The organism is Bacillus sp. UNCCL81 (assembly GCF_900112535.1).
Lineage (GTDB): Bacteria > Bacillota > Bacilli > Bacillales > Bacillaceae_G > Gottfriedia > Gottfriedia luciferensis_B.
In genome coordinates this window covers 39,288-54,559 of record NZ_FOMF01000002.1, presented here as the reverse complement: position 1 = coordinate 54,559, position 15,272 = coordinate 39,288, and the positions used below count along the sequence as shown (strand labels likewise).

Below are 15,272 nucleotides of genomic sequence, written 5' to 3'. Positions count from 1 at the left end.
TAATCAATATAAATCTTTTAATCTTAATTCATGGAGGAAAATGACTATGGTAAACAAATTAGAGGAATTAAATGAGAGAAATACGTTAAACCATAGAAATATTGTAAAGTATGTAAAACACGTCTTTGATGAGTTAGACTTAAAAGTTAGAAGATTTCGTGAAGAAACAGCAATTAAGGCAGCTCATCATGCAAAACCAGATTTAGAAGAAGAAAAATTATTTTATAACAATATTCACCATATGAAGACGTTACTAATTGACGTATTAGAACGTACTACTGAAGATCTTGAACATATGGGAGATAAAAACTGGAATAAAAACTTCAAAGACGGCGTAAACGCTTAATTTAAATAATAACGTATTTTCTCTATAAATAAGGATAGGAAGGTATTTAAACCTTCCTATCCTTTTAATTATTGCTTTATATCCGACTTCAAATTTCTTACATAATTTTTCAATACAAAAAGTACACTTTCATCAATTGGAATATTTATACCAAATCCATCACTTTTTTCAAGCGAAACAAAACCATGAAGCAAACTTCTAAAACCTCTTACCGCATGAATAAGTTCAATGTCCGTTAAATTATATGGTTTCAATAACTCATTGATTAAGTTCAAAATTTTATTCCCAGTTAAACGATACTCATCACCTGGTGTTTGAGACGGAGATAAGGTAGCTTTATATAAACCAGGATGGGTTCTAGCATAATCAAGATAAGCAAAAGCTAATGCAAAAATTGCATTCTCATTATTTTTTCCTTCAACCGATTCACAAAGTTTTTCATAAAGCTGTGTAATTCCATATACTGCAACACTATTTTTTAGTTCATCCAAATTCTTAATATGATTATAAATCGATGGTGGTTGAATCGTTAGCTTCTTTGCAAGATAACTAATCGTTAAAGCCTCCCACCCTTCTGTATCAACAATGTTAATTGAAGTACTCAGTAACTGATGAAAATTCAATCCAATTCTTGGTGACATTCCGTATAATCCCCCACTTACTGCATTTTAAGAGCACGGTCAATTGCTTCTTGTGGATCACTTAACATCGTACCATGACCGACTGCTAATAATGTAGGTTTTAATTCGCTAATTTTCTTAGCACTATTTAAAGCAGCATCTTTATTCCATGTTGCCATTGATGGAAACGGAAATAAAATTCTTAATTGTCCAGAAATCGCAAAACCACCTCTTAATGAAAAAGCATCACCAGCGATAATGGCATTTGTCCGTTGATCTAAAAATGCCATTGAACCTGGTGTATGACCAGGAACCTCAACTGCTATTAAAGACCCTATCGTGTCTCCTTCCTGGAGTAATCGATCCGGGATGGTTTGGATATTTTTAGGAACGCCGCCTTTTATAGGAGTATTAGGCTCATTAGCTTCTAAACTAGTGTCCCCTTTTAATAATTTTGCATCTCTTTTTGAAATGGAGACGACTGCATCTGGAAGTAGTGATTTTAATTGATCAAGCGCTCCAACATGGTCGCCGTGCGCATGCGTTAAAACGATATTCGTGATTTTTTTGCCGATTTGATTAGCTGCTTCAATAATTTTAGTCGCGCTAAAGGAAAGTGCTGTATCAATTAACGTAAGTTCGTTTTCTTCTTCAACTAAAAAACAATTTACAGGAAAGAAATTGGGTAAAAAGCTTAACTCATAAAGAAAATTATTTTTCGTAATCTTCAATTTATAACCTCCTAATAATAAAAACTAATACCTTTAGTTTTATAATACTAAAGGTATTAGTTTTTGTGAACAAAAATTCCAAATTTACAAAAAATCGTTAAAATAACTAAAAAACCCTTCCATCATAGATGAAAGGGCTATATTTTATTATTATTTTCTAGATAAGTCCATCTCTTTATAAGGAACAACTTTCGTTTTATGTTTAACTTTATAACCTAACCAAACAATTAAAAACACAGGAATTCCAATGTATGAAACAAGTACACCTTGCCAATCAATTGCATTACCTGTAAATGCTTGCCAGTTTTGAGCTAGCACAATAAATAAACAAGCTAAAAATGCTAAGATTGGACCTAGTGGGAACCATTTTGCGCGGTAAGGTAGGTCATTCAAATCTTTACCTTGAGCAACATAAGCCTTACGGAAACGGTAATGAGAAATCGCAATACCTAACCAAGCTAGGAAACCTGACAATCCTGATAAATTTAATAACCAAGTATACACTTGACCTTCACCGAAAAATGAAGATAAACAAGCAAGTGAACCAACTGCAAGTGTTACATATAAAGCATTTGTAGGAACACCATTTTTATTTACTTTTGTTAAGAATTTAGGAGCTTTTCCTTCAATTGCTAGAGTATATAACATTCGAGTAGATGCATAAGTTCCACTATTACCTGCAGATAAGACTGATGTTAAAATAACTGCATTCATTACAGAAGCCGCAAATGCAACACCTAATTTTTCAAATACTAAAGTAAATGGACTAACAGCCACGTCATTTTTCATTAGACCAGGATCTGTATAAGGAATTAATAAACCAATTACGATAATAGCTAAAACATAAAATAAAAGGATACGCCAGAAAATTTGACGGATAGCTTTTGGGACATTTTTCTCCGGATGTTCTGTCTCACCTGCTGCAACACCGATTAACTCTGTACCTTGGAATGAGAAACCTGCAACAATAAAGATTGATAAAACGCCTAAAAATCCATTATGAAACGGAGCATCTCCAACAGTAAAGTTTTTAAAGCCTGCATGATGTCCACTTATAATACCAAAAATCATTGCAATGCCAACAACTAAAAAGACAACTACAGTTACAACTTTAATTAATGAAAACCAAAACTCTGATTCACCATAGCCTTTAACTGAAAGTAAATTTAAACCTAAAATAATCACTAAAAAGATTCCGCTCCATAAAACAGCTGGAGAATGTGGGAACCAATATTTCATCAGCATTGCTGAAGCTAATAATTCAAAAGCTAAAGTGATTGCCCAGTTATACCAATAATTCCAACCCATAGCAAAACCAAATGCAGGATCAACGTAGCGAGATCCATACGTACTAAATGAACCAGAAACTGGCAAATAAGTCGCCATTTCACCTAAACTAGTCATTAAGAAATAAACCATAATACCAATTAGTCCGTAAGCTAAAACAGCTCCACCAGGACCAGCTTGACTAATTGAAGTTCCACTAGCTAAAAACAAACCTGTCCCAATTGAACCACCAATTGAAATCATCGTTAAATGTCTTGCTTTAAGGCCCCTTTTTAAAGAACCATCGTGAGTATTCGATACTACTTTATCATTTTTAGGGTTTGTTAGTCCCATCTTATTGCCTCCTCTTCATTCTTGCAATCTTATCTTTACGCGAGAATATGGGACGGTATAAAAGTGTTGTATGATGTGTATTTTACTCAGTATTTTCGTCAATATGTAAAGAATGGAAAATCTGGTAAAATACAAAAAAACACGTGAAGCAATGTTCACGTGTTTAAGACTCATATATATGTGTCAAACAGCATCAACATCTCTTCAATAGCCCTCCACAAGAAAATCTTGTGACAGTCCTATGCTTATTCAGCAATAGGCCCAATAATAAATTTAAATGGTAAATTTATTACTTCGGCAGTTTCACCTTTTATTACTTTTCACAGGTACCATAAACCTCAAAGTAACGACTAATCAAAACTGCGCCTCTATCCATACGAGATAAAGATTATATTAAATTTATTTTTATAAACTCAATATACAATCTATTAATCTAGTTTGTCAATAAATATTTCGACAAAAATAGACTCAACCTAAGAAATCTATTTCTTGATTTTCGCTTCATGATACTCATGTCTTGTACCTAGCACTTATGTTTTTGTATAATAATTCTATGTACTTCAAAGGAGGAATTTTTCACATGACAATTTATAAAGCATTGACACTTGCGGGATCTGATAGTAGTGGTGGGGCTGGATTACAAGCTGATATTAAGACGTTTCAGGAACGTAATGTTTATGGCATGAGTGCAATTACTACTTTAGTAGCGATGGATCCTCATAATCATTGGCATCATCAAGTATTTCCAATTGATATAGATACGATTGCAGCACAATTAGAAACAATCGTTGTTGGCGTTGGAATTCAAGCAATGAAAACAGGTATGCTTGGTTCAACTGAAATAATTGAGTTAGCTGCAAAAACAATAAAAAAACATAATATTGATCGAGTTGTTGTCGATCCAGTTATGATTTGTAAAGGAAATGACGAGGCTCTTCACCCAGAGACAAATGATGCATTAAGAGAAATTTTAGTACCACTTTCAACAGTTGTAACACCAAATTTATTTGAGGCAGCTCAATTAGCTAAAATGCCACCAATCTGCACTGTTGAACAAATGGAAGAAGCAGCACGCAAAATCCATGAATTAGGGGCTAAATATGTTTTAGTTAAAGGTGGAAGCAAAATTCAGCATGAAAATGCAATAGATGTATTATTTGATGGTGAAAAAATCGAGCATCTAGAATCGGACAGAATCGAAACTACATATACTCACGGTGCGGGTTGCACTTATTCTGCAGCGATTTGTGCAGAGCTTGCTAAAGGAGCAGAACCGAAAGAAGCAATCTACACTGCAAAGAAATTCATTACTGAAGCAATTCGTCACTCATTCCCACTTAATCAATACGTTGGCCCAACAAACCACATGGCATACCGATTACATGGAGAAGGCTAATAACAATAATGGGGATGTCTCATAAGTCAGGTTAACTGACTTATGAGGCGCCCTTTTTTATATTTTAAAAAAGGGAATGTACTGACGCCAGTAGAGGTTAACTTGAAGCTGATATGATTGACCTTTTTACAGATAGTAAGCAGATTTTATCAAGTTTTTTTTAATTTGGAACAGATTTACTAGTTTTTGTTTTGAAAGTATCTAATTTAGATGTCACAATACTGTAACTGGCATGGGTAATTTTTAATTTTATTTGCGATTCCTGGAATTTAATTGCAGTTTCACTAACTTTATTTGCGATATCCTAATTTTAATTGCAGTTTTGCCAAATTTAATTGCGTTTTTCAGATTTTATTTGCAGTCCACGTACATTTTTTATTTTAAAAATAAAAAAAGGGGAAAGGTTTCCCTATCCCTTATGTTCCCACTTTTCACTTAACAATTCCCTTAATTGCCTTAACTGCATTTCTTCCTTTGAAATAAACGAATCTTTCCCATTTAGCTAATAAACCATTTCCGTTTTCACCATTTTCAATCTGAAGCGTGTGTTGTTTATGAAATTCAGCAACTCGTTCATTACGTTTTGTATGGAAAGTGTTTAGACGCTTGTGAAGATGTAATGCATGTTTGTTTTGTCCCATATAAATTCTCTCCTCCTTTAGTTAATAGCTTAAATAGTTTATAAATAGCTAGAGCATACAATTTTCCGATTAATTTCTACTCTATTTCCCACATACTTTTACACTTTCAATAATTTTGAATACCAAGTGAAAATTACCATTATTTAACATTTTTTTATGTATTACATGTTATTATATATAGAAAGGAAGTGGATTTTATGAGAAAAAATTTTTCCATCTTAATGCTAACATTTCTGCTTTTTTTAGTAATTGGTTGTGAAAAAAATAATAACGAAGATATCCAAGCGATTGCATATGCAAGCTTAACAAGAACTGAACAGGCTGCGTTAAGTGATAAACATGGAGTCGTTAAAAAAGTAGAATCTATACCCAATCAAGCGACTTTATTTAATAAAAACTATCATAAAGATAAACTATATTCTGTTACTTTTAATGGAGATAATCCTGAAGAGAAGATCGTTATCTATATTGATACAGAGACAAACAAAAAAGTCGGAATGATTGGTGGGGAATAATTCTTTAAGCAATATAACCTCAAGAAATAAAGAGCGATATTCGTCATTAATCGCTCTTTATTTTTTATTGATTTTAATAAAACTAGTCATTTAATCCTTTTCCATCGAGAATTTGATCAATGTATTTTTCAACCCTAGACGTACGTGTTTTCGATTGTTTCGGTTGAGAAAAATAATAAATATAAGCTCTTTGACGTCCTGGCGTTAATGCTTCAAAAGCCGTTTTTAAGGTCGGGTTTTCATCTAATTTAAGTTGTAATTCTTCAGGAACTTCATAATCTGAAGTCTTTTTTAATTCCACTTGCAAACCTGCTTTTTCCACTTCAATTGCTTCTTTAATATAGTCCTTCAAAACGCTTTCCATTTCAATTATTTCCTGAATATTGGTGAATCGTATCTGACGTGCTGATTGTACATTTTCTGTTTGTTGAATCAGAATGCCTTTTGGATCTTTTAGCAACGCACCTTTATGAAACAGAAGTGCACAATATTCTTTAAAACCATGAATTAAAACGATATTTTTATTATCAAGTGTGTAACAAGGATGCATCCATTTAAAATCTTCAGTCAGTTCACAGTCAATGACGATTTCTCTTAACTTATAAAATTCTTCTTGCCACTTTTTCGCTCTCAATAAAAATGCTTCAACTTTAGGATGCATATTATTATTTGTCATCGATAAACACCTCTCATTAATTCCACTTTTTTAGCTTTAAATAAACATAAATTAACCTCAGAATTTTCATCCCAATAATATGATTCGTATTTCATGAAAAATCTTCGTTTTAAATTTTACTATAATGTTTTTATAATACCAATCGGATTGGCTCATTCACTTTAGTCTTAGCTAGTTAGCTCGGTCATTACTCCCCTTAAAAAAGTTATTCTTTAAACGGATGCAAATTTCCTTCAAACAAAAAAAGAACAGGTCCAAGGTTTCCCTTATCCCTGCTCTACATACTCTTCTAAGTACTTAGTACTGATCCCAAGCAACAACTTCATCTAACGTTAAACGAACTTTTTCGAAACCTGCTTTGATTCCTTTACCAACTGAAATTAGCATAACTGGTTTGAAGTTTGCTGGTACATTGAAAGCTTCTACAAATTTCGCTTGGTCAAATCCACCCATTGGAACTGTATCTAAACCTTTTGCTTTTGCTGCAAGCATAAATTGCATTGAAACTAATCCACCATCAACCATCGCAATTTTTGTTGCAATTTCTTCTGGTAAACTACCGTAGTTTTTCACGATTGATCCAACGTAGAAGTCTTTCACTTCTTGAGTCATCATACCTTTTTCAACTAATTCATCGTAAATGCGATCAGCATTTTTGTATGCTTCTGTATCACCTAAAACAGCGATTACTGCAGATGCATCCACAACTTGTTGTTGGTTATTAGCGATTGGTAATAATTTTTGTTTAGTATTTTGGTCTTTAATGACAAGGAATCTCCATGGTTGTAAATTTGAAGAAGATGGAGCTTGAACTGCAATTTCTAGTAATTCCTTAATTTCATCATCAGACATTTGAAAGCTTGGATCGTAATGACGAACTGATCTTCTTTCCTTTGCTACAGTGAAGAAATCCGTACTATCAAGTTCTTTTGGCGCTTCTTTACCAAAATCAATTTCGTTTACTTTATTTAAATACTCTTCTTTTTCAGATTTAACATTAGACATATTTAATCTCTCCTTATTTAACTGCACTATTTATAAATACAGTATATGACTTTAACTGTATAAAAGTCAACTACAGTTTATAAAAAAATAAAATCGAAACATCTTAGTTTCGACTAAATTAGAAAAAATACTAATAATTTGATTTTCAGACTGATTGCGAGCGTTTGGCGGTCAGTCTGAAACTAGTTTCGATTTTATTTTACCCATTTTCCTTTGGTAATAAGTCTGAAATTGTTTTCTTTGCAAGACCTTCAACAAGCCAGCTTTCCATCTCATCTTTTAAATCATATAAAGCAGATCGTGTAGATGGCGTAAAACATTCCTTACTATTTACATCTAAAAAGCCTTTTGAATATGGATCTGATCTCATCGCATCATAAACATCTTTTAAAGTAATTTCATTAGCACCTCTGGCTAAATAATATCCACCATCTCGTCCTTCTTTAGCTGAAATAATGCCTGCTTTAACTAAATTAGCAAGAATTTTTCTTAAAAAAGTAGATTGTGCTTCAAGTTTTTGAGCTAATACTGCGCTTGGACAAATTCCGTCTTGCTCCGCTAAAACTAATAGAGATTGCAGTGCTAGTCCAAACCATTTCGTACTAGAAACCTTATCTTTCAAGATCATTCACCTCAGTTACTAGTCTAAACTATTTTTTGAAAAAGACAACCTTATCTAAATAAATGTAATACAGGGTGAAAAAAATTAAGTGAATTTAGAAAAACCCTATGACTTTTCCTAAATTCACAATAATGATTCGTAGTTTTTAATGACAATAAGATTTGTAAGGATCATTTCTTTTGACATTTCACCATCGTAAATTTAAACGGAGGTTTACTTTCCATATTCTTATGTGGTTCAAGAATTTCGGAAACTTCGATGAGTCCATAGTTTCCAAATTCTTGTTTGATCGAGTCAGAATCATAAAAGAACATTTTTATCCCTTCCATTATTTCGAAGTAATCTTTATCTAGCTGTTTGCCCTTTCCAAACATTGGTGCATCCTTTGAAATCGTAGTAAAGATCATGTAGCCATTCGGCTTTAGCTGATTATAGCAATCTTTAATAAACTTCTCTCTCTCATGATCATTCAATAAGTGAATAAGTGCGTAACAAAATATACCGTCATAAAGCTTTTGGTCAAAAGGCATGTCTGTTACTGAACCATGAAAAATAGTAAAATTAATTCCATTTTGTCTTGCCAATTCAATCGCTGTTTTTGATATTTCAATACCTGTTACGTTTATTCCATTGTCAGTAAAAATCTTTGCGTTTCTACCATATCCAATCCCCGGAATCAATACATCCTTAACGTTCTTTTCAAGGAAAAAGTCCTTTGTTAAAATTGCAGAGTCTGAAGGTTCATACCCCCACATCATTTGATTTTCTATAAAACTCGATTCCCAAATTTCTGCCATATCTAAATCCCCTTTTAAAATCATTTAATCTACTTACCAACTTAAGTTAGATTATTGTGTTCAAAAAAAGAAAGACCAAAGGTCTTTCTTTTTTATTTCTATTTATGAAGCATTGCTCTTTGCCATTTCTTTATCTGATAAACGCTCGTTACCCATTAAGAAAATTGAAATCAATGCTAATCCTACTGGAACTAATGTCCAAAGGAATGTATGAGCAATTGATGTTGAAAACACGTCAGTAATTTTTGTCAGTATTGGCGCAGGAATCAATTTGGCAGCTTCAGGAGTAAAGGCCTGATTAATATTAGAGAAATTCTGAGGTGCGCCACTTTTTGCAAATGCATCAGCAATTTTATCTGTAAATACATTTCGTTGAATAACACCAAATACCGTAATACCTACTGTCATGCCTAGAGCACGAAGGAATGCGTTAGTTGAACTTGCAGAACCACGATTTTCATTATCAAAATGATGCATCGCAGACATACCAAGAACTGAGAACGATGCCCCTACACCAAATCCAACAATGATCATATAAACAATCACTTGGAATTTAGACGTATCAGGTGTTAAAGTACCTAAACAAATAATACCTACTAATAAAAGTACAACCGATCCAACCATGATATTACGATAACTAGTTTTATTTGCTAAAGCTCCACCAAATGCGGCAGAAATACTTACACTTACCATCATTGGTAATAAAACTAAACCAGAATTCGTAGCTGTTCCACCTTGAACAAACTGGATAAAGATTGGAATGTAAATTGTTGCAGCGATGAATGCCGCCCCATAAAATAATCCAACAAAGTTACTAGCAGCAAACAGACGATATTTAAACATACTAAACGAAATAATCGGTTCAGCAGCTTTCCGTTCAATGAATAAAAAGATAATAAGGAAAACAGCAAATCCAGCAAATAATCCAAGAATTTGAACTGAATCCCAAGCGTATTCTTTTCCACCTAGCTCAAGTGCAAACATTAAACAGATGATACTAATAACAAAAGTTGTTGCACCCCACCAGTCGATTTGTTGCTTCGTGTGGTTTTTTGATTCGATATAAAAATAACTAATTAGTCCAAGTGTTAAAAGTCCAAAAGGAATATTTATATAGAAAATATATCTCCAGTTAATATAATCTGTAATATAAGCACCAATTAATGGACCAAGAACGCTTGATAATCCAAAAACGGCACCAAAAATACCGCTCATTTTACCACGCTTTTCAACAGGAAACACATCCCAAATAATTGAAAAAGCAATTGGCATTAAAGCACTTCCACCAATACCTTGAATTGCACGGTAAATACTCAACTGAATAATCGAATTTGCTGTTCCACAAAGAATTGAACCTAAAATGAATAAAATAATTCCTAACATAAAAAATCTTTTTCTACCGTACATATCAGAAAGTTTACCGAAAATTGGCATCCCAGCCATTTCTGTAACTAAGTAAGCTGAAGTTACCCAAACAAATTTATCATAGCCACCTAAATCTTTTAATATTGTAGGCATCGCCGTAGAAACGATTGTGTTATCAAGGGAAGCGAAAAATATCCCAAGTAATAACGCAATCATAACAGGAACCAATTTTGTTTCCCTTTTTTGCATAACCATCTCTCCTTTTACATTTCAAGCATAAAAATTAATTTCAATACTGTATTCATAGCCTAACTTAAGTATTTGACTGACTTAAAAACGATATTCTTTCGAGACGCTTAGTCTAAAAAAAGAGCTAATCTTTGGCGATAATTAGCACAGCAATCAAAATCAGTCTCTATTAATGTATAAAATAGCATTACTTAATAGACCTAAACCTATTCCAATTCCAAAACCAAGAAATCCGCCTACGATTAAATGCGATGTAAAATAGCCTACACCTAAACCAATCGTTAATCCTAAAATTACAAAAGCAGCATAAAAAATTCCTACAGCTTCCTCATGTCTCATACTATATAATCATTCCTTCCATACAATTTAACTTCACATAAAGTAATAAATGTCACCATAAATACTTTAATTAATTTAAAGTTAATATAACATTGTTTCGTTACTTAAACAATATATAAATTTTAATTTATTATTTTATTTTTATTAAAAACAGTATTTTATATGTATATCATGCTACTTATTCAGTAACTTTATTGTATAAAAAGGAATACAACAACGTTACGTACAAAAATAACCCACAAAAACAAAACATTGTTGTGTTACCTTGGATACATTACTTAGGACCAGTCAGCCTCTTGTTCATTATCAATTTATAACAAAGACCAATTGCACTTATTAAGAAAAGCCAAGCTGCTAAATGAAACATAAATTGAATGTCAATTGATTCAAGTAAAGTTCCTACACCAATAATACAAATAGCTGTTACAAAAGAAGTCCAAAATAAGTAACTTCTATAAAAATCGGAAGAAGCGTTCATAAATAATTTCTTTTCAGCGATCTTGAATAACGCAGTAAATCCTCCAAATAAAACTTGCCCAATATAAACAATTTTTATATTATCGATCAAAGGAAGTGAAAAAAACAATAAACAGCAAAATAATGAATGGAATATCATTAATAAAAATGGTGAAACCCGGTCAACGAATCTGCCACCAAAATATACAACGACACTTAAACTTAATGAAAAAAGTCCATATAATAAACTAAATACGTCATACGCATCTCCTATATTCCTTAAGAAGAGTACATAATATGGAAATACTAAAGAGCTGCTAAATCCAATAATACTAAGCAATGCAATTAAAAAACGGTTCATAGGATTACTCCCCATAATTTTCATAAAAAGTATTCATAAATACATTATTTGGATCAAACTCTCTTTTCTTATTGAAAAAATCTTGCGTTTTTGGATATGCTATTACCATCTGTTGCTTAGACTGATATGGATAATACGGTAAATAATAAGTTCCTCGATGCGCCAAAGTTAGATCAGTCCACTTTTGAATTACCTCTTTTGCATATTGAACAGAATCTTTATCTTTACCGTGTTGAATCAAAACAACGAAAGCAAACATATCATCTTTTGCATAATTCATGACTGTTTCATCATCTTTTTCAACGTAACGAATCGTGATATTTAATATATTTAAATTTTCATATTGCAAATATTCTCTAACATCATCAATGTAACGAGTAAATTCATTTACAGGCACAAAAAATTCCTGTAAAACTTGTGTATCTTGACGGTCATCGAATTCCATAAACTTACTTTCAGAACGCATGACATTATTACGTGTTTCATAGTTTCCATTTAGGGAGTGAATAAAGCGATATTGAAAATCCCAAAAAAGATCTTTACCAATATCCGAAGTTCTGGACATACCTAACGCAAGCTTCGGTAAAAAAGCGGAATGATCTTCCTTCAGCTCTTGATCTGAATCGGTCATTTTACGGGATGTTGCCGTATAATTAATTGCATAAACCTTGTCTAAAAAGCTATCTGGTGCTACAGAAATCCTAGCAATATGCATTCTTGCATTTGGGTTTTCTAAAACGTTCTTCTTAAAATAATTTGGATATTTCTTATAGTCCATCGTTTTTGTTTCTACTCGATATAATTCATTATTTGTTAGTTGAAACTCTACTTCCAAAATAATTCCAAACAATCCATATCCACCTAATACATATGGGAATAATTCTTTATTCTCAGTGCGGCTTACTTTAATTACTTTCCCATCTGGTGTTAATAATGTAAACCAATTAACAGTACTAGCTAATGAGTGATTCCGAATGTCACGACCATGTGCGTTCACACTTAATGAACCACCTACTGAGAATATCTCTTGTGACTGAGTTACCTTTAAGGCAAGATGATAAGGATTAATCGCTTTTTGTACATCTCCCCATGTTGCACCACTTTGAACAATTACTGTCTTCTGAACGGGATCCACTTTTTCAACCTTATTAAATGTTTTTAAATCAATCACCACACCATCTTTATAATATGTATGACCTCCTTGACTATGTCGCTCGCCCGCAATTGAAACTGTCTTACCTTGTTTTTTTGCATCGATTACAATTTTCTTTAATTGATCTACTTCCTTTCCTTTGACTATACGATCAATTTTAGTAGGAAGAAGATGGCCAACATCATCAATTACTCCATGCCTTAATGGTGCAGGTTTATTCCACAGTGTATGTAAAACTGTCACAAACACGGTTAAGAGGAGTATTCCTACAAATATTCTTTTCCCCAAGTTCTTTTCCTCCTAATAGAAAAAATAATTTTAAGCGTTAAAAAAGACGTGCTTACACTAATGTATACACGTCTTCTATTACAATCTGCTTATTCAATATGGATATTAACTAAACCAACCAATCATTCGATTTACGTCTTTTTCATCTAAATGTCTTATCTGATACGTACGACCAAATTGGCTTGAAAGAATTGTAATGTATATAGATTTTAGTTTTACTCTTTTTTGAAGGAAACTTTGTTCACCGATCAATACTTGTATTCGCTCTTTTGGTAAAATCGCGGTTGTTCTTGATAAATAACCAGATTGAATGATCACAGTTCGATCTAATAATGTATAGCCTGCATTTCTAAATCCTAATTCCCCAATAAATATACCGATTAAAACAATGCCATAAACCCAGAAGTGAATAAATGGAAGTAATACAATTCCACTTGCTATTAGAAGAAACGTAATAATCATTCTTGAATAATACGTTTTTCGGGCTCTTTTTGGTGCTCGGTTTGTTATTTCATCATAGTTAATAGAAGGAATAAAATTTTTTAGGAATAAGTGGACATCCTTCGTTTTAATAAATGGATGTAGAACATGTCTACCTTGCTCCTGCTTATCCCCCATTCCAACAGCTTCGACGTAAACTGTAGAATAACCAAATAATTGGCGAATGATGCCTTCTTTTATAACTACTCCTTGAATTCGTTTTAACGAAACCGTAAATTCATTTTTTTCGAATAACCCTCTTGTAATAATTATTCGATCATCTTTTCTTTGGACAGTAAAGTTTGCAAATTTCAATATGTATCGAATGGTTGAAAAAATTAGGGAAAGTAATAAACTACCTAAAAATACAATAAAAAACATCATGTAAGTGAATGTTTGTATTTGATTATATATTGCCACATAAATACTATGTGGAAGTAAATCCTCGATTTGTGAAAATAATGATGCTAAAACGGCAAAAGCTAGTCCAACTTCAAAAGAAGTGATGCCAGCTAAAAAAAGTTTTCTCGTTTCAATTGTTAAACTTATATCTACTAAAGGTACTGCTTGTACACTATTTTCCTCAGCTACAACCAAACCTACTTTTTTCTTTTTAGAGTTTAATACTTCATTTTTTAATGAAAGTGCCACTTCCTTAGGTATTGCATTTAATATACCTTCAGCTTTTTTTCCACCAGCTGTCTCAATTCGTACGCTCACCACATTAAAAAGCTGTTGAACAAATCCAGCATTAATTGAAAATGACTGAATACGTTCTTTTTGAATAAATGTATTTTCGATTACAAATAATCCCGAACGAATTCTAAATTCATCTTCAGTTATATAGTAGGTAAATCGATACCATTTTATGATTGCCGAAGCAACTGGAAAAACAATCAGAACAGCAGCAAACAAATATTGAAACATTGACCCTTTACCACCTGAAACTAAAAGTATAATAAGTGGTATTAGTACGTTTTTAATTTGCTCTAAAAATACGGTAAGTATATAAGCTGGATGTTGTCTTTTTGGCTCATACATCGTCATCACTGATCCTTGCTAAGTAGATAATTTTATCTCTAAGCTTTTCTGCGATATGGTGTTCTAAGCCTTCAATTTCATGTGTGGTAGCAGCCGTGGAAATATTCACTGTAGATAAACCGTATCGACGCAGTAGTGGTCCTACTTCTGTCGTAACGTGTTGAACTCTGACCATAGGAATTACAATTCGTTTAATAACAAATATTCCTTTTTGAATTTCTAACTCATTTTCATAAATCTCATATGCGGTATATTTCAATTTAAGAGTAGGTAAAAATAAAGTTAAAAAAATAATTAACGCTATAACGACACCGATTATAATCATTAAAATAAAGAAGGGAAGTGAAAAATATCTCATAAGAAAATAATAGATAATTGGTAAAGCAACTAAAGAGATACTGCTAAGTAGCGATGTAATTCTCCATACTGACCTCATTTTAGGTGATGGTCTTTGTGATGGATTTGCTCTCATTTAATCACCTTTTCTATCTCATTAATCTATCACTTACTATATCATACCATGAGACAAACTATTCACAAACCTCCTATTTATCGACAAAGTTAAAAAAAG

Annotated in this window: 17 protein-coding genes and 1 riboswitch; of the genes, 3 read left to right on the top strand and 14 right to left on the bottom strand. The window is 32.5% G+C overall.

The annotated features are described in order from the left end of the window. Positions 1-46 precede the first annotated feature (46 nt). Positions 47-346 carry a hypothetical protein gene (locus BM319_RS00315; protein WP_069033413.1) on the top strand — a complete coding sequence of 100 codons (300 nt, stop codon included), beginning with the start codon at positions 47-49 and terminating at the stop codon, positions 344-346. A 68-nt stretch (positions 347-414) separates the two neighbouring features. On the opposite strand, the gene BM319_RS00310 is transcribed toward BM319_RS00315, so the two are convergent. From BM319_RS00310 to BM319_RS00300, 3 genes are all read right to left on the bottom strand, one after another. Continuing rightward, a complete protein-coding gene (locus BM319_RS00310; protein ID WP_069033414.1) occupies positions 415-987 on the bottom strand; it encodes a TetR/AcrR family transcriptional regulator in 573 nt (190 codons plus the stop codon). Positions 988-1,004: 17 nt separating this feature from the next. Next, the gene (locus BM319_RS00305) at positions 1,005-1,697 is read right to left on the bottom strand and encodes an MBL fold metallo-hydrolase (RefSeq protein ID WP_091021040.1); all 693 of its coding nucleotides are present in this window, start codon (positions 1,695-1,697) and stop codon (positions 1,005-1,007) included. Positions 1,698-1,847: 150 nt separating this feature from the next. Next, the gene (locus tag BM319_RS00300; RefSeq protein ID WP_069033416.1) at positions 1,848-3,317 is read right to left on the bottom strand and encodes an amino acid permease; all 1,470 of its coding nucleotides are present in this window, start codon (positions 3,315-3,317) and stop codon (positions 1,848-1,850) included. Between the two features lie 200 nt (positions 3,318-3,517). Continuing rightward, positions 3,518-3,696: riboswitch (Lysine riboswitch) on the bottom strand. 201 nt (positions 3,697-3,897) lie between these two features. On the opposite strand from BM319_RS00300, the gene pdxK reads away from it, so the two are divergent. Then, complete coding sequence (gene pdxK / locus BM319_RS00295) at positions 3,898-4,713, top strand: pyridoxine/pyridoxal/pyridoxamine kinase (RefSeq protein ID WP_091021039.1); 816 nt, start codon at positions 3,898-3,900, stop codon at positions 4,711-4,713. A gap of 431 nt (positions 4,714-5,144) precedes the next feature. Here the strand turns inward: pdxK and BM319_RS00290 are convergent, their stop codons facing one another. Continuing rightward, positions 5,145-5,354: a hypothetical protein gene (locus BM319_RS00290; protein WP_091021038.1), complete on the bottom strand. Its 210-nt coding sequence runs from the start codon at positions 5,352-5,354 to the stop codon at positions 5,145-5,147. 197 nt (positions 5,355-5,551) lie between these two features. Here BM319_RS00290 and BM319_RS00285 point away from each other — a divergent pair, with 197 nt between their 5' ends. Continuing rightward, positions 5,552-5,869 (top strand): hypothetical protein, encoded by a 318-nt coding sequence (locus tag BM319_RS00285; RefSeq protein ID WP_091021037.1) that lies wholly within the window; start codon positions 5,552-5,554, stop codon positions 5,867-5,869. Positions 5,870-5,951: 82 nt separating this feature from the next. On the opposite strand, the gene BM319_RS00280 is transcribed toward BM319_RS00285, so the two are convergent. The 10 genes from BM319_RS00280 to BM319_RS00235 all read right to left on the bottom strand — a co-directional run bounded on the left by BM319_RS00280 (position 5,952) and on the right by BM319_RS00235 (position 15,173). Next, positions 5,952-6,545 (bottom strand): YdeI/OmpD-associated family protein, encoded by a 594-nt coding sequence (locus BM319_RS00280; RefSeq protein ID WP_056475450.1) that lies wholly within the window; start codon positions 6,543-6,545, stop codon positions 5,952-5,954. 297 nt (positions 6,546-6,842) lie between these two features. Then, positions 6,843-7,550, bottom strand: coding sequence for a nitroreductase family protein (locus BM319_RS00275; RefSeq protein ID WP_069033421.1), 708 nt, complete (start codon positions 7,548-7,550; stop codon positions 6,843-6,845). A gap of 199 nt (positions 7,551-7,749) precedes the next feature. Next, positions 7,750-8,172: an RrF2 family transcriptional regulator gene (locus tag BM319_RS00270; RefSeq protein WP_084006839.1), complete on the bottom strand. Its 423-nt coding sequence runs from the start codon at positions 8,170-8,172 to the stop codon at positions 7,750-7,752. A gap of 170 nt (positions 8,173-8,342) precedes the next feature. Then, positions 8,343-8,969, bottom strand: coding sequence for a class I SAM-dependent methyltransferase (locus BM319_RS00265; protein ID WP_069033423.1), 627 nt, complete (start codon positions 8,967-8,969; stop codon positions 8,343-8,345). Positions 8,970-9,071: 102 nt separating this feature from the next. Then, a complete protein-coding gene (locus tag BM319_RS00260) occupies positions 9,072-10,583 on the bottom strand; it encodes an MDR family MFS transporter (RefSeq protein WP_069033424.1) in 1,512 nt (503 codons plus the stop codon). Positions 10,584-10,742: 159 nt separating this feature from the next. After that, positions 10,743-10,922 carry a hypothetical protein gene (locus tag BM319_RS00255; RefSeq protein ID WP_069033425.1) on the bottom strand — a complete coding sequence of 60 codons (180 nt, stop codon included), beginning with the start codon at positions 10,920-10,922 and terminating at the stop codon, positions 10,743-10,745. Between the two features lie 274 nt (positions 10,923-11,196). Further along, the gene (locus BM319_RS00250) at positions 11,197-11,739 is read right to left on the bottom strand and encodes an MFS transporter (RefSeq protein WP_069033426.1); all 543 of its coding nucleotides are present in this window, start codon (positions 11,737-11,739) and stop codon (positions 11,197-11,199) included. Between the two features lie 4 nt (positions 11,740-11,743). Beyond that, positions 11,744-13,180 (bottom strand): FAD-binding oxidoreductase, encoded by a 1,437-nt coding sequence (locus BM319_RS00245; RefSeq protein WP_091021036.1) that lies wholly within the window; start codon positions 13,178-13,180, stop codon positions 11,744-11,746. 105 nt (positions 13,181-13,285) lie between these two features. Beyond that, complete coding sequence (locus BM319_RS00240; RefSeq protein ID WP_069033428.1) at positions 13,286-14,701, bottom strand: PH domain-containing protein; 1,416 nt, start codon at positions 14,699-14,701, stop codon at positions 13,286-13,288. Next, positions 14,694-15,173: a PH domain-containing protein gene (locus BM319_RS00235; RefSeq protein WP_069033429.1), complete on the bottom strand. Its 480-nt coding sequence runs from the start codon at positions 15,171-15,173 to the stop codon at positions 14,694-14,696. The genes BM319_RS00240 and BM319_RS00235 overlap by 8 nt, the downstream gene beginning before the upstream one ends. Between the last annotated feature and the right edge of the window lie 99 nt (positions 15,174-15,272).